The organism is Leisingera sp. SA215, assembly GCF_055902035.1.
This window is the reverse complement of sequence record NZ_JBVVXU010000011.1, coordinates 44,251-68,656: the sequence shown is the minus strand read 5'-3', so window position 1 is coordinate 68,656 and position 24,406 is coordinate 44,251. Positions and strand designations below refer to the sequence as shown.

Sequence of the window (24,406 nt, the reverse complement as noted above, 5' to 3'; positions counted from 1 at the left end):
TCAATCAAACGCGTAAGTGAACTCCCCGCCGGTGACTCCAATGGCGACTTTCTGCACTTCTCTGCCCTCCATCAGGCGGCGCAGGAATTCGTTGGAGATATCCGGCAGCATGGTGTTGGTGACGATGGCGTCGATCATCCGGCCGCCGCTGTCCAGCTCTTGGCAGCGGTTGACGATTTCCTCGACCACGGCGTCCGAATATTCGAACGGCACCCCATGTGTTTCCTGCACCCGCTTCTGGATCCGGCCCAGCTGCAGCTTGGTGATCTCCCCGATCATCTCCGGGCTAAGCGGATAATAGGGGATCGCCACCAGACGCCCCAGCAGGGCCGGCGGGAACACTTTGACCAGCGGGTCGCGCAGTGCCTTCGCCATGCCTTCCGGCTCCGGCATCAGGTCCGGGTCGGAACACAGATCCATGATCGTCTCGGTGCCGACATTCGAGGTCAGCAGGATCAGCGTGTTCTTGAAGTCGATGATGCGGCCTTCGCCGTCCTCCATCACCCCCTTGTCGAATACCTGGAAGAAGATCTCATGCACATCCGGGTGCGCCTTCTCAACCTCATCCAGCAGCACCACCGAGTAGGGCTTGCGCCGCACCGCCTCGGTCAGCACCCCGCCCTCGCCATAACCGACATAGCCGGGCGGCGCGCCTTTCAGCGAGCTGACGGTATGGGCCTCCTGGTATTCCGACATGTTGATGGTGATGACGTTCTGCTCACCGCCATACAGCACCTCGGCCAGCGCCAGCGCGGTTTCGGTCTTGCCCACGCCCGAGGTCCCGGCCAGCATGAACACCCCGATCGGCTTGTTCGGGTTATCCAGCCCGGCGCGGCTGGTCTGAATGCGCTTGGCGATCATCTTCATCGCATGATCCTGGCCGATCACCCGTTGCGCCAGGCGTTCCTCCAGATTCAGAATGGTCTCAATCTCATCCTTGACCATGCGGCCCACCGGAATGCCGGTCCAGTCGCCCACCACGCTTGCCACGGCCTGATGATCCACAATCGGCAGGATCAGCGCCGAGTCGCCCTGCAGCGCTTCCAGCTCGGCATTCTTGTCCTTCAGCTGCCGCATCAGCCCGGCGCGTTCGTCCTCCGTCAACGGGCTTCCGGCGGCGCCCTCCGCCGCGTCGTCCCCGGCATCAGCCGGCTCATCCACGGGCGCGGCCCCCTCCCGGAGCTTGGCGCGCAGGTCCAGAATGCCCTCGACAACCGCCTTTTCCTTGTCCCAGCGCTCGGTCAGCCCGGCCAGCCTTTTCTCTTCAACTGCCTTTGCCGCCTCCACCGCCTCGCGCCGGTCAGCAACCTCGTAACCCGCCGTTTCATCCCGGCCGATGATCTCCAGTTCGGTGGTCAGCGCCTCAATCCGGCGCTGGCTGTCGTCCACTTCGGCCGGCACCGCATGCTGGCTGACCGCCACGCGGGCACAGGCCGTATCCAGCAGGCTCACCGATTTGTCCGGCAGCTGCCGCGCCGGGATGTACCGGGCCGACAGGCTGACAGCAGCCTCGATCCCCTCGTCCAGCACCTGCACCCGGTGATGTCCTTCCAGCATCGAGGCAATGCCGCGCATCATAAGGATCGCCTTCGGAATGTCCGGCTCGTCGATCTTGACCACCTGAAAGCGCCGGGTCAGCGCCGGATCCTTCTCGATGTATTTCTTGTACTCGGCCCAGGTGGTGGCACCGATAGTCCGCAGCGTCCCGCGCGCCAGCGCCGGTTTCAGCAGGTTGGCCGCGTCGCCGGTGCCCGCCGCACCGCCGGCCCCCACCAGCGTGTGGGTCTCATCGACAAACATCACAATCGGCACCGGGCTCGCCTGCACCTCGTCAATCACCTGGCGCAAGCGGTTCTCAAACTCGCCTTTCATGCTGGCGCCGGCCTGCAGCAGGCCCACATCCAGCATCAGCAGCCGCACATCATGCAAGGCAGGCGGCACGTCGCCGCGCGCGATCCGCAGGGCAAAACCCTCGACCACCGCGGTCTTGCCGACCCCGGCCTCGCCGGTCAGGATCGGGTTGTTTTGCCGCCGCCGCATCAGGATGTCGACAATCTGGCGGATCTCCTCATCCCGGCCGACAATCGGGTCGATCTCGCCATTGCGGGCCTGTTCGGTCAAATCGGTGCAGAACTGCTGCAGCGCTTCGCCCTTGCCCATCGCACCCGGCGCCATCGACCCCGAAGCCTCGCCCGGCTCCGCCCCGCCGCCGGTGACGTTGGAGCCGTCTTGTGCCCCCAGCCGTTCCTCGGGCGAGCCATCGGTTGCCTTATCAAAGTTGTCGGCCAGATCATCAGCGCCGATCCTGGCCAGCTCCGGCGACATCGAGGACAGGATGTTGCGCAGCGCCGGAGTCTTCAGCATGCCAAGCAACAGATGGCCGCTGCGCACCTGGCCCGCGGAATACAGCAGCGAGCCCCAGACCCAGCCGCGTTCCATCGCATCCATCAGGTGGTCCGACAGGTCCGAGATCGTCGAGGCCCCGCGCGGCAGCATATCCAGGGCGCGGGTGAGTTCGGTGGCAATCTTGCCGGCATCCAGATCATAATGCTGGATGATCCGGTGCATGTCGCTGTCCTGCTGCGCCAGCAGCTGATGCATCCAATGCACCAATTCGACATAGGGGTTGCCCCGCATCTTGCAGAACACGGTTGCGCTCTCAACGGCCTGGTATCCCAGCTTGTTCAGCTTGCCAAACAGCGCCACGCGGCTGATCTCGGTCATCCTAAATCCCTCCCTCTACTCGCTCTTCAGCCCCGGCGCCAAATCCAGGGTACAGATATAAATCATTCACGTCCGGCTGGTCCGCGTCCGGATCGGGGCGCGACCGGATCCAGCTGGTATGCCCCAGCCGGGTGCTGCCGCCCAAGGATGCCCGCGGCACCTCGTCGCCCGCCAGCACCAGGTTCACGTCCCAATCCAGAAAATCCCCGGCATAAGAGCGCACAATCGCCCGCAGCCGTTTCAATGGCTCGCCGCCCGGCAAAAGCCGTTCATAATCTTCCAGTTTCAGCGGCCCGATGCGGATCCGGAACTTGGCCGAGCGGCTCCAGACCTTGTCGCCGATGCTGGTGGACTGGCCCAGGCCGCCAGAGCCCAGCTGCCAGCGGTCATCCGGCTCCAGCTCCAGCCAGCTGCCGACAAATTCCTGCAGCTGCACCGGCACCTCGAAAAACGCCGACAGGATCGACACCAGCCCCTCGGCATTCTTGGCACCCTTGGCCAGATGGCCGGCAAAATGCAGCTTGGCGAGATCGGGCATGTCGTCCCGGCCGGTGAACTTGAACCCGTTATAGCCGATCAGCGACGACACCTTGCGCGCCATCGGATCGTCCGCCCGGTCAAAGCTGACGGCGGGCGAGCCCTGCCTCCAGGCCCGGTACAGCAGGCTCATCAGCCGGTGTGTCAGCATGTCGGCAAAGGCCACCATCGTCGGGTCGCGGTGGTTCCTTTTGCGGTCGCGGGCGTATTCGGTCAGATGCAGCGGCAACGGCCCCTGCGGCCCGAACAGGCCGAAGAACCGGTTGGTCAGAACGGCAGGTTTCCCCCCCTCAGCCGGCTTGAATGCGGCAATGGTCGAGGGCGGGAACGCCAGTTCCGCCTCCTGCCCCAACCGCAGCTTGTCCTCGCGCGGGCGGCGGCTTTCGCCAAGACGCGGGGCGTCATCGAAATGCGCTTCCAATACCCGAAGGGCCTGAAAAACATGGTGCTTTTCAGGCGCCATGGCCAACCGGCCATACAGGCTCAGATCGTCCGGCCGAGGCCCTTTTCCGGTCGCCATCTGGCAATTTCCCCGCGTTTTTCAGTCTTCAGGACTGTCTCCGTGAATGAGTTGATGCTGGCATAGCCGCGGAAGAACCGCTCCAGAACGGCCCCCAGCACATAGATGTTGCTGCCCTCGAAATAGCTCTCGTCAAAGCCCAGGGTGATCTCCAGCCCGCGCACCGCGGTCGACAGGATCTCGTCGCTCATCCGCCGCACAATGGGCCGTGCGTCCACCGACAGGATCCCCTCCAGCTGCTTTTCCGTCACCCGGTCGCCCAGCGGCGCATAAAGCCCGACCAACTCGCGCAGCGCCTCTGCCGACTGGCCCTTGCCGGTCTCGGCAATCGACACGTAATTCAGGCTGAGGTGCGAAATCAGCCGCCAAGCGGTATCCCCCTGCGCCAGCGTCGGATGCGGGCGGGTCGGCGACACCGGCAGCGTCACTTTGCGCACCGGGCCGCCTTCGGGCAGGTGGAACACATCGTCATTGCCGGTGGCCAGCAGCATCGGCAGGTCGCGGTTGGTGCACAGCGCGTTGACCGCCAGCTGCTCCAGCCCCGGGGAATAGGGAACCTGCGACCGGTCCACCAGCGTCAGATAGACTTCCGACCCCAGATAAGAGCTGCGCACCCCGCGCAGACGCTCCTTCTCCGAACGCTGCCGCATCCGCCGTTTGACGGTGTAATAAGCCGGGTGGCTTTCGCCCGCAGCGGTGAAATCATTGGCGGAATAGAACGGGCGGAAGATCACGTCGTCCTCCCCCTCGCCGCTGATCCCGACCACGCTGTTCAGCCCGTAGATCTCAAAATCCAGACCCGCGGTGCGGTTCGGGATCACATGGTGTTCGGTATCGATCGGCGCAATCCGCACCCGGTCGCAGCGCTTTTCAAACAGGTTCACGGCCGGCACCGTGTTCAGCTTGAACACTTCCGGCATAATGATCGGGGCAATCTCCGGCATCCCCTCCCGCAGCAGGATATACAGATCAACCTCGTTGCCCGCGGATTTCTTCAACCCCGCCTGCAGCCCCTGCAGTTCCACAAACCGGAACCGCTCCGGCATTGCAAAATACTCCTGCAACAGCCTGTAGCCGTCATAGACCCGGCGCGGCTGCGGCAGCAGCGCCTCCTCCGGACTGAACCCCTTTTGCACCACTTTGGCGCCGCGCAGCGGCAGCTGCCAGTCCGCCCGCCGGTCGGTGGAGCGCGCGACGATCCCCTGCACCTGAGTGCACAGCAGCTCCAGCAATGGCCAGCTGTTGCCCGCCTCGCTGGTCAGATACAGGGACAGATCATCCATCCCCAGTTTGCTGATCGGATCGCCGTCAATCCGCTTGATCCGCAGCCGGATGCCGGCGCGGGCATCATATCCCGCGGCAACCCCCGCCGCGACCAGCTCGCCGCGGCCGTCGATATACTGCGCCTCGGTGATCTGGATCGGCCACATCGTCAGATCGGCAGAGGTGCGGAATTCGCAGGGCGTCTGTTCGCCCTCGGTCAGCCGCGACCGCAGGGTCGATCCCCGCTTCAGCACATAGCCGCTTTTGACCGCCGAATTCGCCACATCCGGCTCAAACGATGCAATCATCATCGACGGCGTCGGCGCCAGGTAATGCGGATAGATGATTTCCAGCAGGTTCGACGTGAAATTCGGATACTGCAGCTCCAGCTCCAGCTGGACGCGGGCGGTCAGAAAAGCGGCCCCCTCCAGCAGCCGTTCCACATAGGGATCAAGAACCTCGACCCCTTCCATTCCCAGCCGGGCGGCGATCTTGGGATAGGCGGCAGCAAACTCGCCGCCCATGTCGCGCAAATAGTTCAGCTCATTCTCGTAATGGGTCAGCAGCCGTGTATCCATCTTACATGGCCCTTTCCATTTCCACTTCGCCGGTGGTCAGATCGACCTTGCTGCGCAAATACAGCTCCAGCGGCATCGGCTGCGCCCACATATCGGCACGGATTTCCAGCCCCACGGTCATCTCGGTGGCATCAGTGCCTTCCTGCAGCTGCACATCCACCGACCCTTCGATGATCCGCGGCTCATATGTGGCAATCGCCTGTTTGATCGACCGGCGGATCGCTTCGGCCTTTTCACTGGTCGAGGCTTCGCCCGCCACTTCGATCAGCCCGTAGTTCAGCACCGAAGCCGAGACCGACGGGTATCTCCGGGCATCGAAATGGCTTTCCACATTCTGCGTGTTCAGCAGCCAGGACAAATCGCGCTGAATGATGTCCCGCAAGCGCGAAAGATCGATCACCCGGCTCTCGCGGGTTTCCTTCAGATCGCCAGGTGCATTGTCTGTCAGCCGGTCCAGCAGCGATGGCTGCAGGCGCTCGGCCAGTGTTTTATCAGCCATTCTCTACGTCATGCCCATCCATCCGGAGTGTGCGCACATCCATGATGGCAATATCTTCATCGCCAATCGTCAGCAGCCGCTGGCCAAGGCCGGTATAGGTGTCCGCCCCGGCATCCTCCCACACGGTGGCGCGGGCCAGCATCGACAGCCCGTCGGCTTTCTCAGAGCCCGGATACCGCGTCGGGATCATTGCCGCCACCGAACCGCCGCCCGCCAGGGTCAGCGTGCCGGCGGTCCAGACCGCATCGCGCAAATCGCTCGGCTCCTCGGCCTCGAAAGAAACGATCTGCGCAAACGGCAGCCAGTAGTATTTGCCGTTCACCACAGTTTCCAGCACCGGGCCCAGCCGCATATCGGCATCGGCGATCCAGTCGAATGCCTTGCCGTTGATCTGGCCGGGGCTGGCCGGCGCCGCATCAAACGCCTTCGCGCGCAGCTCGGCGGCTTCCTTGGGATTGCCCTGCGCCAGCAGTTTCTGCGCCTCGATCAGATGCGCCAGCCATTCCTCCGGCTCGCCCAGGATCAGCGGCGCCTTTTCACCGGCGAAAACCTTCTCGCGGTACACTTCGCAAATGATCGCCTCGCGGTAGGCCTGCGCCATCACCGTGGCGCCTTCATCCAAACCCGCCGCCGCCTTCAGCTGGGCAATCGCCCGGTTCCAGTCGCCCAGCACGCACAGCAGCTGAAACAGAAAAACCCGCAGCTTGGCATTGCTCGCATCACCCCGGATCTTTTGCTGCAGCGCCTCCAGCGCCGCCCTGGGATCACCAGCTTTCAAATGCTCTTCGGGTGTCATCGGGGTCTACTCCGCAACTAGGGTGGAGGCTGCAAATACGCCGGGAAAAACAGACCCCGGGCGCAAATACGCCCGGGGCCGGCCAATGGTTTTACTCGACCTTGCCGGTCTGAACGTTCCACTTGAAGGTGCCTTCCGTGGTCAGCTTACCGGTTTTCTGGTTGGTCGATTTGTACTCATGCTCGATCGACGCATAGGCCAGCGACCAGGTCTCTTCCGGGATCCCGTCCTCGCTAGCCGAGATCGAGTAGCTGTCGACAACCACGTCTTTCATCTTCCAGACCGAATAGACCAGCAGGCCTGCGCTGGCGCTGTCGCCCGAACGGCACCAGTGCATGATGATTTCCGGCCGCACGGTGCCATTGGCCACCGACAGCGCCAGGCCGTTCGACGCTTTGCCCATCTGCGACGTCAGCTCAATCTTGCCGAAGTTGGAGTTTGCATGCATCCGCTGGGTCGAGCCCAGATCGGTCATTTCAACGGCACGCTCGACGTTCCAGCTTGCGGACTGGATGACAATCCATTTCTTGTGCTGTTCCTCGGTGGCGTCACCCTCGACATCCGAAATTTGCACAAACATGTTAGCAGCCATTTTTCTATCCTTTCAATAACTAAGATCTCTACTGCACTATGATCGTTTGAGGCTGGGGAGTGGAAAATCAGCCTCCCTTTTCCGAGGGCAGTTTGGATACCAGCCGCAGCGAGACAGAAAGCCCCTCAAGCTGGTAATGCGGGCGCAGGAAGAATTTTGAGGTATAATACCCCGGGTTGCCCTCGACCTCTTCCACAACCACTTCGGCGGCGGCCAGAGGTTTGCGCGCCTTCTCGTTCTCCGAAGAGATATCCGCGTTGAAATCAACATAGTTGTTGATCCAGTCCTGCAGCCAGGACTCCATGTCCTGACGGCTTTTGAACGAGCCGACCTTGTCCCGCACCATGCACTTGAGATAGTGCGCAAACCGGCATGTGGCGAACAGATACGGCAGCCGCGCCCCCAGATTGGCGTTGGCGGTGGCATCCGGATCGTCATATTCGGCCGGTTTGTGCAGCGATTGCGCCCCCATGAAGGTGGCCACATCGGTGTTCTTGCGGTGCAAGAGCGGCATCATGCCGTTCTTCGCCAGTTCCGCCTCGCGCCGGTCGTCGATGGCAATTTCGGTCGGGCATTTCTGATCGACGCCGCCATCGGTGGTCGGGAAGGTGTGCGAGGGCAGGTTTTCCAGCGTGCCGCCGCTTTCCACGCCGCGGATCCGCGAGCACCAGCCGTACATCTTGAACGAGCGGGTGATGTTCACCGCCATGCCATAGGCCGCGTTGACCCAGCCGTATTTGTCGCTGGTGGCGCCTGCGGTATCTTCTTCAAAGGCAAACTCGTCAACCGGGTCGGTCTTCGAGCCATAGGGCAGACGGCCCAGGAACCGCGGCATCGCCAAGCCGACGTATTTGGCATCCTCGCTGTCGCGCAGGGACCGCCAGGCGGCATATTCCGGGGTCTGGAAAATCTTGGTCAGATCGCGCGGGTTCGACAGTTCCGACCAGCTGTCCATCTGGAACAGGGTCGGCTTGGCGCCGGTGATCAGCGGCGCATGCGCGGCCGCGGCGATCTTGGACATCTCGCCCAGCAGTTCGATGTCCGGCGGCGAGTGGTCGAAATGATAATCCGCCACCAGCGAGCCGTAGGGCTCGCCGCCCAGCTGGCTGAATTCCTCGGTGTAGATCTTCTTGAACAGCGGCGACTGGTCCCAGGCGGTGCCCTTGAATTTCTTCAGGGTCTTGGACATCTCCTTCTTGGTGATCGGCATCACCCGGATTTTCAGCTGCTCATCGGTCTCGGTGTTGTTGACCAGATAATGCAGACCGCGCCAAGCGCTTTCCAGTTGCTGGAATTCCTCGTTGTGCAGGATCAGATTGACCTGCTCGGTCAGCTTCGCATCGATCGCCGACACAATGCTCTCGATGGAACGCAGCGCATCGTCGGACACCAGCGCGGTGTTTGCCAGCGCCTGCTCAGCCAGGGTTTTGACGGCGCTTTCAACAGCCGTCTTGGCCTGGTCCGACTTGGGGCGGAATTCCTTTTGCAGCAGGCTCGCGAATTCGGCCGAGCCAAAGGCGGCTTCGCCGGCAGCGGCTTCCGCCTGGAGTTCTTCTTCAGCCATCTTCGTCCTCCCCTCTTATTCTTCGCTCTCGGCGTCGCCGCCGGGTTTCGGCTGCGCGGCCAACGTCTTCAGCAGGCTCGGGTCCTGGATGATCTTCGAGATCAGATCCTCGGCGCCGGTCTTGCCGTCCATATAGGTCATCAGATTTGACAGCTGGGTGCGCGCCTCCAGCAGCTCGCGCAGCGGCTCCACCTTGGCGGCAATTGCGGCGGGCTTGAAATCGTCCATGCTCTCAAAGGTGATGTCGACCGCCAGATTGCCTTCGCCGGTCAGCGTGTTGGGCACGGTGAAGGCGGCGCGCGGCGCCATCGACTTCATCCGGTCATCGAAGTTGTCGACGTCGATTTCCAGGAACTTGCGGTCCGCAACCGCGGGCTGCTCCACTTCGGATTTACCCGCCAGGTCGCTCATCACGCCCATCACAAACGGCAGCTGCACTTTCTTCTCAGCGCCGTACAGCTCCACGTCATATTCGATCTGGACCCTTGGTGCCCGGTTGCGGGCAATGAATTTCTGTGAACTTCCGGCCATCTAGGTCTCCTTACTCGTCTTGCTTTCACGGCGGCCGCGGCGCCGTGCAGCGCGGCAGGCCCCGTGTCAGTCGCCGTGTCAGTCGTCGTCGTCTTCGATCCCGCCGATCAGGTGGACATTCTCCACCCCCTGCGGGGCCATGTCATTCATAATGGTGAGGAAGTCAGCCCCCACCAGTTTCTTCGCCCGCTCCAGCAGGATCGGCAGCGGGCTCGACGGCTCCCGCCGCCGGTAATAGGCAATGATCCGGTCCAGCGCGCTGGACACATCCGCCGGCGAATTGATCACCCCCGGCGCTGCCGCCGCGGCAGTCCCGCCAGCAGCCGGTGCGGCCTCTCCGGCGTCGCCAGCCGCTGTATCCTCTGCAGCGCTGTCATCGCCGGCCTCTTCCTCAGCGCTCATGTTGGCGTAGGCACGGATGCGCTTGGCGATCTGCTGCAGCAGCTTGATCAGCGTGCTCAGATCCGGGCCTTGCCCCGGTGTCTGCTCATCGAACACCGCCGAGATTGCCCGGACATTCTCTTCCGCCGACACGATTGCCGCAAGCCTTGCCGCCACGATTTCTTCGTCGCTGTCCTGAAAAGCGGCGCCGATGGTCGCCGTGTCGGGAATATGCTCCATGCTTTCGGGGGCGGTCATCACCCCTTCGGCGATCTCGATGTCGCGCAGGCAGAAGCGGCCGAAACCGCGGCTCTCGGACAGCGGCGCCCGGCGCAGCGAGCGGTACAGCGGCGATGGCCCCGCCATTCCGTCCGGCTGGCCGCACAGATCCTGCACCGCGTTGATCCGCATGGTCGGGTCGCCGTCGTCCTCATCCAGCTCCGGGTGGCAGCTCTCCCAGAAGCCCTCCAGGCAGCCGCGGATATAGGCCGTCGCATCGGCAAAACCGGTCAGCCCTTCGGACTGCAGCAGCGCATCGGCCAGGAACACTGCGGCCCGCAGATCATGGCTGCGCTCCAGCACCTCCAGGGCTTTCTTTTGAACTTCGCGGTAATCCGGATCCGTGGCTTCGATCGTCTCGTTGCCCACAACCGACTCTTCCCCCGGCTGGGCGGCCAGCTCCATCTCTGTGAAGGCTGGATCGTATTCGAGGTTCTCGCCGCTGGGCGCGTCGTCCCCTTTGGATTGCAGTAATGCTGCCGGATCCATTGTCTCGCTTGCCCCCCGCTATTTTTCCGGTTCTGCGGCTCTATTGACTTAACGTCAAGCAGCCCCCACCCTTTTCGGGCCTGGTGGTTAAGGCTGCCCTAATCTGAAACTAAAACTTGACCCCAAGTGAGCCTTATCGGCATCCTAAAGTCAAATGTTTTCACAGCTTTTTGCGGCGGGCGAATAATGAGTATTGAGCGCATTTCCGGCAAGGAAGTCAAAGCGATGGTTCGCGAGGGCTGCAAGAAACGGATGAGTTTCGCCTTCTGTCTGGACCAGGCCAAAGACCCGCTGCTGATGATCCAGCCGGGCAAGAAACCGGAAACCCTGAAGACCCCGATGAAGAAGGAGGGCGGCGGCCCGCCGATGGCCTGGGGCACCTATGTGGTGCGCTCCGGCGAGATGGAAATGACCTGCGAAAGCGCGCCGCAGCGGATGGTCACCGAGCTGAAGACTTTCCTCCGGCGCAACAAACCCCAGGTCAACGTGCTGTTCTATGATGACGGCGGCAACCTGCTGGACAGTCTCAAACCGGAAAAGGCCGAGGGCCAGGCGGCCGGGGAAGAGGCCGCCGATATCTCCGCCTCCGGCATCGACCCCCAGGCCATCGCACCGCTCAAGCGCCGCCTGAAACGCATCCAGCCGCGTATCGGCCTGGCGCCCGGCCCGCTGGAGCTGAAACTCAAACGCGCGCTCGCCAAATCCGTCAGCCTGATCAACGACGGCCGCCTGCAAGAGGCCGAGACGATGGTCGTGGTGATCGAACGCGCCGTCGCCCGCATCGGCCAGGACCGCGAGGATGAGGCCAAATCGATGAAACGCGGCCAGCGCGAGATGGACCAGCGCAGCTTGGGCGCCCAGGTCAAGCGCGCGCAATCCTTGCAGGCCAATGTCGCCCGCGCGCCGGGCGAGGTCCGCGATCGTCTCGGCCGCGCCCTGCATGTGGCCGCCCGGCATCTGAAACGCCGCGATCTCGATTCAGCCCGCGACGCCATGGACAAGATCGAAAAGGCGCTGACCGCCCTGGTCTGACCGCGAAACAGCCCGGCCCGCAGCGGTTGCGGGCTGGGCATCCCACCGGAACCCGGAGACAGTGATGCCCCTGAAACGCCTGCTGACTGCCCTCACCCTGATCTGCCTGCCGCTCACCGCCGCGGCTGAGACCGGTCCGCTGCGGGTTGAGCTGAACAAGACCGAGGAGATCGAAGGCGGCGGCTGCCGCGCCTTCTTCCTGTTCCGCAACCAGACCGGCAAAAGCTTCGAAGGGTTTGAAATGTCGCTCGCCATCCTCGACGGCCAGGGGGTGATCGACCGGCTGCTGTCGATCGACGCCGCCCCCCTGCCCGTCCAGCGCACCACTCTGAAACTCTTTGAAATCCCCGAACTCAACTGCAGCAACATCTCGGAAATCCTGCTGCACGACATCACCTCCTGCCAGCCCCAGAACCAGGACCAGATCGACTGTTTCCCGTTTCTGGAGCTTGGCTCCCGCGCTGCCGCGCCGCTGGTGAAATAGGCCATGAGCGGCACCTGGGAAATCTTCGGCACCGGCGGACCGGTGATTGCGCTGCTGGCGCTGATGTCACTGCTGTCGCTGACGGTGATTGCGGTGAAGCTGATCCAGCTCTGGCCGGTCCGCTCCGGCCGGGCCGCCCGCGAACAGGCCTTGGCGCTCTGGAGAAGCGGCGACCGCAAGCAGGCGCAGGACAGTGTCGCAGGCGGCAAATCCCCGGCGGACCGGGTGATGCGCTATGCCATGCAGGCCTTGCAGGAAGGTCTGCGCGGGCCCCTTCTGCAAGACGAGCTCACCCGCCGCGGCAATGAGGAAGTGAGCCGGATGAACGCCTTGATCCGCCTGCTGGAGCTGATCGCCATGGTTTCACCTCTGCTCGGCCTCCTCGGCACTGTGCTCGGCATGATCCAATCCTTCCAGGAGCTTGAACTGGCGCAGGGCGCCGCCAATGCCTCGGTGCTTGCGGGCGGCATCTGGCAGGCGCTGCTGACCACCGCCGCGGGCCTTCTGGTTGCCATCCCCGCCGCCGTTGCCGCCGGGCTGTTTGCCGCCCGCATCGACGCCGCCGCCCAGGCCATCGAAAGCGCCGCCGGCCGCCTGCTGCTGATCGACGGGTCGCGCTGACACGGGAGAGCTGCCATGAGGATCCACCGGCCCGCCCGCCCCCGCGCCCTGATTTCGCTGGTGCCGATGATCGATGTCATGCTGATCCTCCTGGTTTTTTTCATGGTGACCTCCACCTATCTGAACCTCGACATGATCCCGGCGGTGAAACCCTCCGAAGGCCCGGCCGCCAGCCCCCGGACACCAGCGAAAACCCTGATGATCCGCCTCGGCGCCGATGGCGTGCCCGTCCTGCGCGGCACGGCGCTGACTGCAGAAACCCTGCACGCCGCCCTCTCCGCCGCGGTGGCCGATGCCCCCCTGACCCAGGTGGTGATCCTGCCCTCCGGCGCCGCCCGGACCCAGGCCCTGATTACGGTGATGGACAGCGCAGCACTTGCCGGCGTCACCCGTCTGCGCGTGCTGCGGCTGGAGGCGGCGCCATGAAACTCAACCGCCCCGCCCGCAGCCCCCATTCGGAAACCATCATCGCCCTGATCGACGTGGTGTTTTTCCTGCTGGTGTTCTTCATGCTGATCGGCCGGATGGACGCCACCGCGCCGTTTGATGTCCGCCCCGCCACCGCCGTCACCGGCCGCGACATGCCCGCGGGCGGCATCACCCTGGCCATTTCCGCCAGCGGCGATCTGGCCCTCGACGGCGATGCCATCCCCCGCGAGGCCCTCTCCCCTGCCCTCTCCGCCCTCTTGGCAGAAGACCCGGAGCTGCGCCTGCGCATCAACGCCCACCGCGCAGCTGAATTGCGCCGGGTGCTGCCGCTGGTGGCCCAGGGCGAGGCGCTGGGGTTCAAGGACGTGGTTCTGGTGGTGACCCCGGAAACGGGCGGGTGAGCCGCGCCCCTGCCATATGGGCGCTGGGTCTTGCGGCCTCGGCGCTGGTCCACGCCGCGGGCGCTGGCGCGCTGCTGATCTCGCTCACCCCCGACCCGGTGCCGCAGCAGCCCAACCCGGAAAGCCGCCTCAACCTGCAGGCCCACCGCATCCCCCGCTCCGAGGCCGTGGCGCAGGCGCCCGAAGGCGAACAAGCCCCTGAAAGCGAAGCGCAAACGCAGGGTCTTGATGCCGGTGCCATCCCCCAGTCGCAGGCCCGGCCGCAAGCACCCGCAGCGGACCGCCTCACATCCGCCGCGCCTGCGGCGGCAAACCTTGCTCCCTCAACGGCACAGGCTCCTGCAGCTGCCCCGGTCCGGACCGCCGGAAACAGTCTCGCCAGCACCGCTGTCCCGGCCGTCAGCCTGGCCGGCTCCCGCCCGGCCCCGCAGCAGGCCAATTCCGCTGAGCTGCCCTCCGCAACTGCGGCACCTGCCCCAGCAGCCTTTCAACCGGCGGTGCCCGCGGCACCCGCGCCCATCCTGCTGGCCGCAGCGCAGGATCCGGGCGTCCGGCTTCCGGATACCGCTGCCACGCTGACCGCCGCCGCTGCCGTCCCCCCCGGTGCCGCGGCCCTGCCGCAAGCCGCTCCCGCCAGCCAGCCCAGCCCCGAGGCACAGCCCGAAGCCGCCCCGCTGGCCGTCGCCGCGCCCAATCCGCAACACACTCCGGCCGCCGTCCCCGATGCCCCCCGCATCAAGGCCGCGCTGGCCTTCCAGGGCGGCTCCGGCGATATCGACCCGGTCTCGCTCGCCGCGTTTCAGGCCTTCGTGCAACCCGGTGATGCGATGGCCGAAGGCGCCCCCCTGCGCGATGGGGTTGCCGGTATCCTCGCTGCTGTGCCCTGTTCCCGCCTGCAGGCCGCCTTTACCCCCGAAACCGCCACGCTGGAGGTGCGCGGCCACCTGCCCGAGGACGGGCTTCGCCGCCCCGTCCTGGCCGCACTTCAGGCCCGGATGGGGGCCGATATCACGGTCTCGGATCTGATGCGCCTGCTGCCGCGCCCGCAATGCGGCGCGCTGGCGGGGATTGCAGGTGTCGGCCTGCCGCAAAGCACCGACCAGATCACCAATCCGCTGCTGGTCGGCGCCGATGCCCATGCCCGGGTGCTCGACTATTCCGGCGGCGAACGGTTGTTTTTCGACCTCACCGCGCCGGACTACCCGGCCTATGTCTATGTGGATTATTTCGACGCCGGCGGCGCAGTGCTGCATCTCGCGCCGAACGCGCAGGCGCCGCTGGACAAGACCGCCCCCAAAAGCGCCCTGCGTGTCGGCGCCAGAGAGGCCGGCGATCCCGGCCTGCAAATCACTGTCGGCCCGCCCTACGGCCAGGAAATCGCCGTCGCTTTTGCCGCCTCGCACCCGCTTTATGCGGATCTCCGTCCGCTCAACGAACCCGCGGCCCCCTACCTTGAGTTCCTGCGCGTCCAAGTTGCACAGGCCCGCGCCGAACACCCTGATTTCAAAGGCGAATGGGTCTATTTCCTGATCACCACCCATGCTCCGTGACCAACTGACTGAAAGCGCAGAACTCCCGCGCCCGCAGACCCGCGGCTTGTGCCGCCAGGCCTTGGCGGCCTTGGGCCGGGCGCAGCGCGCTCCCCCGCCCTTTACGGGATCAATGGCTGCGCCGGCAGCCGCGCGGCACGCGTGGTTCACCCTTGAGGCCGCAAAGGGCGGATTAGCCTCGGCATGGCGCCTTGAGGGCAGAACTGCCGTTAAGCGCTTCTCAGCCAATGACCCCGCAAATGCTGCTTCGCGAAAGGTCTGCTTTTCCAAAGGTGGAACCCAGCGCTGTGCCCAGCACAGCGCCGCGCCCAACGGCAGAGGTGCATTTTCAAATGCACCGCAGCAGGCGGGAGCCCTCCCTGCCCTGTTTCAGCCCAGCCCTGTTGCAGCAGCCCCTCAGCCGGTCACTGGCAACCGCCCGCCGCCCAGCTTTTCAGCGTCTGTTTCAAAACCCCGCCAAACGGATGCTGCTTGCCCAGCGAGCGCTGCATGTTGAGGCTCAGATAGGTGTTGCCCTGGGTGCAGAGCCGGTCCCGCGTCCACTGGTGGCAGGCACTGCAGGTTTGATCCTTCCAATAGCTCTCCGGCAGGCCTTCAATGGGCGGAAACACGGGCGAGCGGGTCACCGCCTCGGCCAGGGTCAGCCCGGCAATCTGAGGCATCTCCGACTGCATCGGGCTGGCATAGGTGACCGGCCCCGCCTCCGCCAGCGCCGCCGGCGCGGGATCCGGCTGCGCCGCCGCCGGGGCCGCCTCATCGCCAGCCGCCGGGTCCTGGCTTGCGCCGACTTTCACCGCCGCCGCTTCCGCCGCCGCTATCCCGGCAAACCGCCCCTCCGGATAGGCCATCAGATAAGCCTCATACGCCGCCTGGCTGCCATCGTCCTGCGCGGCCTGGAACATCGCCGTTTCCGCGTCCGCAGCGGCCGGTGCGGGAGCCGCCGCCGGCGCTGACGCAACCGGGGCGGTTGCAACCGGCGCTGCCGCAACCGCCGCCCCGCCCTGCAATTCTTCCGCCATCAGTTCAGACAGCAGCCCCCGCGCCTCATCGGCGTATTTACCATCGCCGTAGCCGCGCAGGTACAGCATGATCTGCATCGCGTCCCGCGACGCCTGAACCGACTGCCAGAACTGCGCCTCCTGCAGTTCCGCAGCGCTCAACACCTGTTCAGGCTCGGCTGGCAGGAACACAAAATCACTCACCAGCGAGGAGGTGTCCCACGGCGTCTGGCCGCCGCCGCTCAGGTCCAGAACCGCCCGGCGCACCTGCTTGAACACCTGTTCCACAGGCCGCCCCGGCACCGTGATCTCGCGCGCCAGCGCCTCGGTAAAGGGGCTGTTCGCCCCCTCGCCGTCCAGCGCCACTCCGCCCGGCGCCGTGGCATAGGCCAGAAAGGTGCCGGTCGGCGCCTTCATCTCCGCCAGGCCGGTTTCATTCAGGTCGGCAATGTCTTTGAACGGGTTGTTGCGGCAGGCGTCCAGGATCACAAGATTGGTGCGGTTCCTGGCCGAGGCCATCTGCCGCAGAACCGACTGCGCCTCCACCGCCATCAGATCCAGATCGGCCGCATCCGCCAGCGCCACATCCACTGGCAGCAGATAGTTGCTGCCAAAGCTCTGCACCCCGTGGCCGGCATAGTAGAACAGACCGGTTGCGTCCTCTCCGGCGCTGCGCAGCTTGCGTCCGAACTGGCCGATGGCGCGCTTCATTTCAATCTGCCTGGCATCCGCGGCAAGCGTCACCTCAAAGCCCAGGCGCTCCAGCGTCTCTGCGATCAGCCGGGCGTCGCGCACCGGATTGTCCAACGGCGGCACCGCACCGTAAGCCGAATTGCCGATCACCAGCGCCAGCCGTTCTTCGGACAGCACCTTGCCCCCCCAGCAAGCCGCCGCAACAGCCAGCACCACCAGCCGGACCCAGATCATCAAACCACGCACGCATCTGCTCCAATTCTCGCCCCGCAGGGCAGCTTCGCAATTCTTAAGGGTATTTGGTTACGAAACTATCGTGCCCTTGCGCCCGGCAGCAAGTGTGCTGTTAGTCTGGGCCCGTCTCTTTCGTCCCTGCCTGCTGGCGGGAATTTCACGTTGGCAACCCGAAAGGATCGCGCATGATACGTATAACTCTTTTATTTTTAACAGTTTTCTCATTTCTCATCCGCCCGGCCCTGGCCGCCGGCCCGTTTGAGCACGGCTGGCAGCTCAACCCTGACTCCTCTGCCATCCGCTTTATATCGATCAAAAAAGGCAGCATTGCGGAATCCAGCCGCTTTGCCGCCTTCTCCGGCAGCATCTCCGAGCAGGGCGAGGCCAAGATCCACATCGCGCTCGATTCCGTCGATACCTCCATCGACCTGCGCAACGTTCGAATGCGGTTCCTGTTCTTTGAAACCTTCACCTACCCCGAGGCGGTGGTCACCGCCCGGATCGACCCGGCGCAGATCGCCGATCTTGCTGCAGTGCAGCGTAAACAGATCGAGCTGCCGGTCACCGTGTCGCTGCATGGGGTCACGGCAGATCTGACCGTACCGGTAGCGGTAACATTGCTCAGCACCGACCGCGTCGCCGTTGCCACCGTGCAGCCGGTCATCCTCAAGCTTGAGGCGTTCAAGCTGAACCCCGGCCGCGAAAAGCTGGAGGAAGCCGCGGGCGTCACCATCACCCCTGTCGGGCTGGTCAGCATGGATCTGATGTTTGACCGCACCGCCCCGGGCAGCGCCTCTGTCCCCGCGGGGACAGCCGCCGCCGGGGCCGCCACTGCGCTGGAATCCAGCGGCGACTTCAGCCGCGAGGCCTGTGCCGGACGGTTCGAAATCCTGTCGCAAGGCCGCAGCGTGAATTTTGCGCCCTCCACCGCCCGGCTTGATGCCAGTTCCCGCGACTTTCTCAACAGTCTCTCGGATATCATCCGCCGCTGCCCCGGCATGGTCGTCGAGGTCGGCGGCCACACCGACAGCCAGGGCAAAGCCGCCTGGAACATGCAGCTGAGCGAAAAACGCGCAGCGGCGGTCAACGGGTATCTGCAGGAAACCGGCATTCCGGCCGCACGGCTGGTGGCCGTTGGATACGGTGAAACCACACCGCTGGTGCCCAACAATACGGCGCAGAACCGGGCGAAGAACCGCCGGATTGAGTTCAAGATCCTGAACTGACCCGCCCTTCAGATCGAAAATCGCCGGCTGTCCCCGCGGGGACAGCACCGGAAAACCCAAAGGCCCGGCACCTCTGCCGGGCCTCATTTTTTGCACTCCCCCCCTGTCGCTGCCTGCGGCCCTTCCTCTGTCCCCGCGGGGACACGGCTGTTTTCCTGGCTGCAGTCTGCCGGTTTCAAACTGCTGTCCCCGCGGGGACACTGCGGGCTTTCGGCCTGCCGCGGCGGGCCGAAAGCCCCCCCAGAGGTACATATGCGCCCCCGCCCGGCGGATAGGTTTGCCCGCCGCTGCCCATGCCCTTCACCCCCATAACGCCCGCTCTGTCCCCGCGGGGACAAGCCAGGATTTTGCACGCGCTCAGTCTGAACCACGTAGGTGTCCCCGCGGGGACACCCGGAAATTCCAGGGGGGCCCGCGACGGAACCATGCAGCCAAACACTGGCAGCATCCGGGCCTGTACCGGTGTTTTTCCGTCCCTGTCCCCGCGGGGACAGGCAGGACTGTCCCGGAGCAAAATCTGCAAAACCCTTCAGCGGGACACGGCCGGTCCCGGCTGCCCGGCGGCAGGCGCTGGCAGCTCCGCTTTTTCTGTGTCTGTCCCCGCTGGGACAGGGGCCGTTTTCCGGACCCCGCGTTCAAGGCCAATAGTGTCGGGATGAGGGAAATCGCCGTGCCGCAGCCAAAGGCCCAAGCGCTGTCCCTGCGGCGACAGCTATAAAAACAGGCTCAAACGGTCCGGTTAGACACTATTGGCCCCGGCAGCTGCCACGCCGCAACCTGACCTGTCCCCGCGGGGACAGGTGGTGAAAACACCGGCGGCGGCCAGCGCCAGGCATAAAAAAGGCCCGGCATTTCTGCCGGGCCGCGCCGATTTTCCGGTCCTGTCCCCGCGGGGACAGATGGTCAGTCTTCCTGTTCCAAAGCCTCGAAGAAGGCTGCAATGGCGTCCTCCAGCTTGTGCCGGTCGATCTCCGAGAAGTCGCGTTCCATCGCCATCTCGATCTTGCCGTCGCGGGCCTGGCAGCGGACTGTCCCCGCGGGGACAGTGCAGCGCAATGTGGTTTTGGCGACACCGGGCCGCTGTGGCGACGGCGCGCGGGGGGCGTTCTTGCGCTTGCCCTCGGCAAAGCTGCGCAGCACGTCCAGCTCGGCCTCTTCGCTCGAGGGCTGCACCCGCGCCAGCGTGTCGCGCAGCACCTGCGCGTTCATCGCATCCGCCTCCAGCCGCTTTTTCAGGTCCAGCCCCAGCGCCCGCGGGATCGCCTCCGCGAATTTCAGATCGTCGCCGACCGCCTTCAGCACCTGCGCGAAGTGGCGGATGTAAATCCGCTTCTGACGGCCGGCCGAGGCGTACAGATCGTTGACCGCATCCTCGATGGTCTCGGCCCCGGTGCCGGTGTCCTCGGCGTAGCGCAGCGCCAGCTGGGCCATCTCGGCGAATGAGATGTCGCGGCGCACCAGGTTCTCGTCCACCATCCGGCGGTACAGGCTTTGCAAGCTGTCGCCCTTGGCCACCAAACCCGCGGGGATATGGGCATAGCTCTTGTCGCCGGTCTCGCTCAGCAATTCGAAATAGGCCCGCATCCGGCGGTAGCCCTGGATCAGCTCGTACTGGCCGTTGTCCTTGGCCTCGACCCGGATCGGGTTGGACAGGCCAACCGCCTTGATCGACTCCTTCAGCTCGTCCAGCTCGGGATCGCGCTCATCCTTGCGGTCGCGGATCAGCTTTTTCATGGTGATCATGCCAAGCGGGATCCGGTCGACCACCAGGCCCAGCTTTTTCAGCCGGACAAATTCATGCGCCAGCCGGTCGTTCTCGGCGCGGATGTCCTGCTCGGCTTCAGCCCGGGCGCGCAACGCGTCCGCGTTTTCCGAAATCGCCGTGGCCATCGGACCGCGGCGCGCATCTGCCGGCCGCTCATCCGGTTTTTTTACGGCTGTCCCCGCGGGGAAAACCTGTGGTTCAGACGGGAAGTCGATGTCGAAGACTCTGCGTTTGCTCATGCCTCATCCTCCAGTTTTTCCCAGGCTTCCACCGCGTAGGCTTTGAATTCGTCATAAGCCTGATCAAACGACGCACGTGCGCGGCGCCAGGTTTCGCGGGTCATATCCCGGTAGTCGATTTCATAGATCGAACTCAGGAACCGCCCCGATTGTTCGACTGCGCGGGTCATCTCAATCGGGTGTTCGGTCATTCTACCCTCAAACACCTTCATAAATGCCGAACGCATCGCACGGTGCAAATCGTTACCGCTTTCGTAACGGGTGAGGAGGAAGCGGACATCCTGGAACACCTTGGGCAGCGCAAATGTCCCCGCGGGGACAACGCCGTTAAAGGCCGACAGATCTTCCAGCGCCTCGGACAGCTGGCCGATGAAGGAGGTGGTGGAGTCATATTCCCAATAGCCGGGGCCGGACGGGATATAGAGCATGTCGGCGGCAAAGACCGCGTTCATCGACTGGTAGCCGATCGCGGGGGGGCAGTCGAAAATCATCAGGTCGTAATCTTCCGCGGGCAGCTGATCGAGGTAGCGGGAGACCGCGGCGAAGAACGACCATTCCGGGTTCAGGTGGCGGTACTGGGCCGAGGCGAATTCGACAAAGGCCGCATTGGCGCAGGAGGGGATGATGTCGATGGTGGGCCAGCTGGTCGGTTTGACAAAGTCGCTGACCCGCAAGTCCTGCAGCCCCATGCCGGTGATCGCGTCGGGCAGCTGGCGCCGGGGCAGGGCGGTGCCCGACTCGGCACCGCTGGCCACCGCGTTCATCCGTTCGGTCTCGCGCACCAGGTCGCGCGCCATGATGCCCCAGACGGTGTAATCCTCGGTGACATCGCTGAGGCCCATGGAGTGCGACAGGGTCGCCTGCGGGTCGAAGTCGACACAGAGCACCCGATAGCCGTCCAGCGCCGCGGCATGGGCGAAATGCAGCGCAACGGTGGATTTGCCGGCGCCGCCCTTGAAGTTGGAGATCGCCACCCTCAGCGCCCGTTTCCCCGCCGGGCGTTTGGGCAGCAGGGATTTGCGGTTGATTTTGATGCGGCGGCGCAGCTCGTTGATTTCCTCCAGCGAATACCAGCGCTGGCGGCCGTCCTCCTCGACATGGCCCTGGGGCAGAGAGGGGTCCGCCGACAGCCGTCCCCGCAGGGTCGACTGGTTGACCCGGAAAATCAGCTCGGCCACTTCCCAGGAGGAGAACCGGCGCAGGGTCTTTTCCATTTCGGGGGAGAAGGTCTGCTGGCGGATCCAGCTTTGCATCTTCAATGATTGGGCCTGCATTTTGGACAGGTCTTCGTGCGTAAACATCGCTGCTCCTTAGCCTCACACGTTTTCTATTTGGCGGCGCCCATTTCTTGCGGACGCTAATTCAGCCTCAATATTCATTTACGCCGAATTTGCAAAAAACGCAAAAGCTAATATGGTTTGGAACAGCGTCCTGTCCCCGCGGGGACAGATCTGCGGAAAGCCCAGCAAAACAAGGGCGGAACCGATTCGAAGCCGATCCGCCAAGCGATTCGTTTTATTGGATTTTCCTGGCGTCCGGGGGCCATATTTAGGGGGACACCCCGCGCAAGGACACAGCAGATTGGGGGACATTTCCGGCCCATTGGGGGACACACTGGATGTCCCCCCATACCATTGATACCAATTTTTCTTTCGAAAAAGGGATTGGGATTGAATTCAATTCCGCTGAGCGCTTGACAGAATCGGAATTCCGGACGCAAATCAGGTACAACAAACGAATAGCGTTGAGTTCGGAGCAAACCGGATGGCGCAATTCCCGGCAAAACCAGCTGGGAGCACTTGAGGCAGCATATCCCGGCCCAGCAGGGCAGGGAAGAGAAACGGGGGCAGCAATGCTTGCCAAACGGCCTGCGGGGCGCAATGCCTCAGCGTTGAAGTATGACATCCTCACAGCGATGGGGGCATATGCGCTTGGCCAGGGCAAGGGGGCGCAGAAGCTGGTGCTGCGGTTCATGACATTGATGACCGCACGCTACAACTGGCAGCGCGATGAGCTGGCGGTGGGCCAGCGCGAGATTGCCCGGCTGTGGGATGTCGATGAACGCACGGTGAAGCGCGAGATGGCCAAGCTGCGGGGCTTGGGCTGGCTGGTGGTGAAACGCCAGGGCGCCCGCGGGCGGGTCACCGAATACGGCATCGATCTGGAGCGGCTGCTGGCGGACACCCGGGAACGCTGGGCGGCTGTGGGCCCGGATTTCGAACACCGGATGCAGAACAAGGACGAGCCTGCGCCCAATGTGGTGCCCCTGCGCCCCGGAGCGGCACCGCCTGCGCCGGATGTCTCGGACGGCAGCGAGTGGAGCCTGGCCAAGGCAGTGCTGCATGCGGAGGACCCGGCGAATTATGCGTCGTGGATTCAAGGGCTGGAAAAGGCCGGGCGGGCAGGCGGCCGGTTGGTGCTGAAGGCGCCGAGCCGGTTCCACGCCAATTATGTGATGGCGCATCTGATGCCGCGCCTGCTGGCGGCCTGCCGGGATGTGGACGGCGATGTCGCGGCGATTGTTGTGGAAGCCTGAGGCCAAATCCGCGGCGGGGCGGTTGAAGCCCTTGGGGGCAGGGCCTTATGTGGGCGGGCAGGGGGCTTGGCTTAAGACCCCCGGCGAGTAACAAGGAGCAGCCCCGATGAGCGGCGTGCAGGACAAGATCTGTGTCATTGGCCTTGGCTATGTGGGGCTGCCGCTGGCAGCGGCCTTCGGGCGGCACCGGCCGGTGCTGGGGTTTGACATTGACCCCGGCCGTATTGCCGAGCTGCGCCGGGGCGAGGACCGCACCCGCGAACTGGGCCGGCCGGAGCTGGCGGCGGCGGAATATCTGAGCTTCACCTCGGACCCGGCCGAGATCGCGGATTGCTCGATCTATATTGTCACCGTGCCGACGCCGGTGGATGCCAGCCACCGGCCGGATCTGAGCCCGCTGCTGGCGGCCTCGGCCATTGTCGGCGGGGTGCTGCAACCGGGCGATCTGGTGATCTATGAATCCACCGTCTATCCCGGCGCCACCGAGGAAGACTGCGTGCCCATTCTGGAAACGCGCTCGGGGCTGGTGTTCAACAAGGATTTCTTTGCCGGCTATTCACCGGAGCGGATCAACCCCGGCGACAAGGCGCGGCGGCTGGCGGATATCGTCAAGGTGACGTCCGGCTCGACGCCGGACGTGGCCGAACGGGTCGATGCGCTCTACCGCGAGGTGGTCACGGCCGGCACCCACAAGGCGGCAAGCATCCGGGTGGCCGAAGCGGCCAAGGTGATCGAGAACAGCCAGCGGGATATCAACATCGCGCTGGTCAATGAGCTGGCGAAGATTTTCAACCGGATGGGGATCGACACCGAGGCGGTGCTGGAAGCGGCTGGAACCAAATGGAATTTCCTGCCGTTCCGGCCCGGATTGGTGGGCGGGCACTGCATCGGGGTGGATCCTTATTACCTGACACACAAGGCGGAGCAGCTGGGCTATCACCCGGAGATCCTGCTGGCCGGGCGGCGGCTGAATGACGGCATGGGCGCCTATGTTGCGGGGGAAATGGTCAAGGCGATGCTGAAACGCGGCTTGCCGGTTGCGGGTGCGCGGGTGCTGGTGATGGGGCTGACGTTCAAGGAGAACTGCCCGGACCTGCGCAATACGCGGGTGATCGATGTGGTGCGCAGCCTGGAAGAATACGGGGCGGCGGTGGATGTTTATGATCCGCATGCGGACCCGGAAGAGGCGCGGGCGGAATACGGCATTCCGCTGGTGCCGGCGCCGGGGCAGGGGGCCTATGCCGGGGTTGTTCTGGCGGTTGCGCATTCGGAGTTCCGGGAGATGGGCGCGGCGGCGGTCCGCGGCCTGGGGACCGAGGGCGCGCTGATCTATGATCTGAAATATGTGCTGGCGCCGGATCAGGCCGATTTGCGGCTTTGATCTGCGGAACCTCCCGCTGAGACTGGAACTGCTGTACCCTTGCCGGGTCAGCAAGGAGGTCGGG

The 24,406-nt window shown here is 64.3% G+C and carries 21 protein-coding genes; 9 read left to right on the top strand and 12 right to left on the bottom strand.

Annotation, left to right across the window (positions count from 1 at the left end; translation table 11 throughout):
* The 9 genes from tssH to tssA all read right to left on the bottom strand — a co-directional run bounded on the left by tssH (nt 1) and on the right by tssA (nt 10,753).
* Nucleotides 1-2,724, bottom strand: coding sequence for a type VI secretion system ATPase TssH (tssH, locus tag AC0KW6_RS13435; protein WP_474035133.1), 2,724 nt, complete (start codon nt 2,722-2,724; stop codon nt 1-3).
* 1 nt (nt 2,725) lies between these two features.
* Nucleotides 2,726-3,781, bottom strand: coding sequence for a type VI secretion system baseplate subunit TssG (tssG, locus tag AC0KW6_RS13430; RefSeq protein ID WP_474035132.1), 1,056 nt, complete (start codon nt 3,779-3,781; stop codon nt 2,726-2,728).
* The gene (gene tssF / locus AC0KW6_RS13425) at nt 3,745-5,622 is read right to left on the bottom strand and encodes a type VI secretion system baseplate subunit TssF (protein WP_474035131.1); all 1,878 of its coding nucleotides are present in this window, start codon (nt 5,620-5,622) and stop codon (nt 3,745-3,747) included. The genes tssG and tssF overlap by 37 nt, the downstream gene beginning before the upstream one ends.
* A gap of 1 nt (nt 5,623) precedes the next feature.
* Nucleotides 5,624-6,121: a type VI secretion system baseplate subunit TssE gene (gene tssE, locus AC0KW6_RS13420; protein ID WP_474035130.1), complete on the bottom strand. Its 498-nt coding sequence runs from the start codon at nt 6,119-6,121 to the stop codon at nt 5,624-5,626.
* Entirely contained in the window at nt 6,114-6,917 is an 804-nt protein-coding gene (locus AC0KW6_RS13415; RefSeq protein ID WP_323775926.1) for a type VI secretion system accessory protein TagJ, read from the bottom strand. The genes tssE and AC0KW6_RS13415 overlap by 8 nt, the downstream gene beginning before the upstream one ends.
* A gap of 91 nt (nt 6,918-7,008) precedes the next feature.
* Complete coding sequence (locus tag AC0KW6_RS13410; RefSeq protein WP_044008849.1) at nt 7,009-7,509, bottom strand: Hcp family type VI secretion system effector; 501 nt, start codon at nt 7,507-7,509, stop codon at nt 7,009-7,011.
* Nucleotides 7,510-7,576: 67 nt separating this feature from the next.
* Complete coding sequence (gene tssC, locus AC0KW6_RS13405) at nt 7,577-9,073, bottom strand: type VI secretion system contractile sheath large subunit (protein WP_474035129.1); 1,497 nt, start codon at nt 9,071-9,073, stop codon at nt 7,577-7,579.
* A gap of 15 nt (nt 9,074-9,088) precedes the next feature.
* Nucleotides 9,089-9,604, bottom strand: a complete 516-nt coding sequence (gene tssB / locus AC0KW6_RS13400) for a type VI secretion system contractile sheath small subunit (RefSeq protein WP_129373174.1) — start codon at nt 9,602-9,604, stop codon at nt 9,089-9,091.
* A gap of 78 nt (nt 9,605-9,682) precedes the next feature.
* Entirely contained in the window at nt 9,683-10,753 is a 1,071-nt protein-coding gene (gene tssA, locus AC0KW6_RS13395; protein ID WP_474035128.1) for a type VI secretion system protein TssA, read from the bottom strand.
* 186 nt (nt 10,754-10,939) lie between these two features.
* Between tssA and AC0KW6_RS13390 the strand changes: the two genes are divergently transcribed.
* The 6 genes from AC0KW6_RS13390 to AC0KW6_RS13365 all read left to right on the top strand — a co-directional run bounded on the left by AC0KW6_RS13390 (nt 10,940) and on the right by AC0KW6_RS13365 (nt 15,270).
* A complete protein-coding gene (locus tag AC0KW6_RS13390; RefSeq protein ID WP_474035127.1) occupies nt 10,940-11,785 on the top strand; it encodes a hypothetical protein in 846 nt (281 codons plus the stop codon).
* Between the two features lie 64 nt (nt 11,786-11,849).
* Nucleotides 11,850-12,269 carry a hypothetical protein gene (locus AC0KW6_RS13385; protein ID WP_323775921.1) on the top strand — a complete coding sequence of 140 codons (420 nt, stop codon included), beginning with the start codon at nt 11,850-11,852 and terminating at the stop codon, nt 12,267-12,269.
* A 3-nt stretch (nt 12,270-12,272) separates the two neighbouring features.
* A complete protein-coding gene (locus tag AC0KW6_RS13380; RefSeq protein WP_323775920.1) occupies nt 12,273-12,890 on the top strand; it encodes a MotA/TolQ/ExbB proton channel family protein in 618 nt (205 codons plus the stop codon).
* Nucleotides 12,891-12,905: 15 nt separating this feature from the next.
* Complete coding sequence (locus tag AC0KW6_RS13375) at nt 12,906-13,316, top strand: ExbD/TolR family protein (RefSeq protein ID WP_474035126.1); 411 nt, start codon at nt 12,906-12,908, stop codon at nt 13,314-13,316.
* Nucleotides 13,313-13,720: an ExbD/TolR family protein gene (locus tag AC0KW6_RS13370; protein ID WP_474035125.1), complete on the top strand. Its 408-nt coding sequence runs from the start codon at nt 13,313-13,315 to the stop codon at nt 13,718-13,720. The genes AC0KW6_RS13375 and AC0KW6_RS13370 overlap by 4 nt, the downstream gene beginning before the upstream one ends.
* Entirely contained in the window at nt 13,717-15,270 is a 1,554-nt protein-coding gene (locus AC0KW6_RS13365) for a DUF4384 domain-containing protein (protein ID WP_474035124.1), read from the top strand. The genes AC0KW6_RS13370 and AC0KW6_RS13365 overlap by 4 nt, the downstream gene beginning before the upstream one ends.
* Before the next feature lie 404 nt (nt 15,271-15,674).
* Here the strand turns inward: AC0KW6_RS13365 and AC0KW6_RS13360 are convergent, their stop codons facing one another.
* Complete coding sequence (locus AC0KW6_RS13360) at nt 15,675-17,207, bottom strand: caspase family protein (RefSeq protein ID WP_474035123.1); 1,533 nt, start codon at nt 17,205-17,207, stop codon at nt 15,675-15,677.
* A gap of 173 nt (nt 17,208-17,380) precedes the next feature.
* Here AC0KW6_RS13360 and AC0KW6_RS13355 point away from each other — a divergent pair, with 173 nt between their 5' ends.
* Nucleotides 17,381-18,421: an OmpA family protein gene (locus tag AC0KW6_RS13355; protein ID WP_474035122.1), complete on the top strand. Its 1,041-nt coding sequence runs from the start codon at nt 17,381-17,383 to the stop codon at nt 18,419-18,421.
* 903 nt (nt 18,422-19,324) lie between these two features.
* Here the strand turns inward: AC0KW6_RS13355 and AC0KW6_RS13350 are convergent.
* Both AC0KW6_RS13350 and AC0KW6_RS13345 read right to left on the bottom strand, forming a co-directional pair.
* On the bottom strand, nt 19,325-20,425 hold the full coding sequence (locus AC0KW6_RS13350; protein ID WP_474035121.1) for a ParB/RepB/Spo0J family partition protein: 1,101 nt from the start codon (nt 20,423-20,425) through the stop codon (nt 19,325-19,327).
* Nucleotides 20,422-21,726, bottom strand: coding sequence for an AAA family ATPase (locus tag AC0KW6_RS13345; protein ID WP_024092386.1), 1,305 nt, complete (start codon nt 21,724-21,726; stop codon nt 20,422-20,424). The genes AC0KW6_RS13350 and AC0KW6_RS13345 overlap by 4 nt, the downstream gene beginning before the upstream one ends.
* 551 nt (nt 21,727-22,277) lie before the next feature.
* On the opposite strand from AC0KW6_RS13345, the gene AC0KW6_RS13340 reads away from it, so the two are divergent.
* Nucleotides 22,278-22,961, top strand: a complete 684-nt coding sequence (locus AC0KW6_RS13340) for a DnaA N-terminal domain-containing protein (RefSeq protein WP_474035120.1) — start codon at nt 22,278-22,280, stop codon at nt 22,959-22,961.
* A gap of 106 nt (nt 22,962-23,067) precedes the next feature.
* Nucleotides 23,068-24,342 carry a Vi polysaccharide biosynthesis UDP-N-acetylglucosamine C-6 dehydrogenase TviB gene (tviB, locus tag AC0KW6_RS13335; RefSeq protein WP_474035119.1) on the top strand — a complete coding sequence of 425 codons (1,275 nt, stop codon included), beginning with the start codon at nt 23,068-23,070 and terminating at the stop codon, nt 24,340-24,342.
* Nucleotides 24,343-24,406 lie beyond the last annotated feature (64 nt).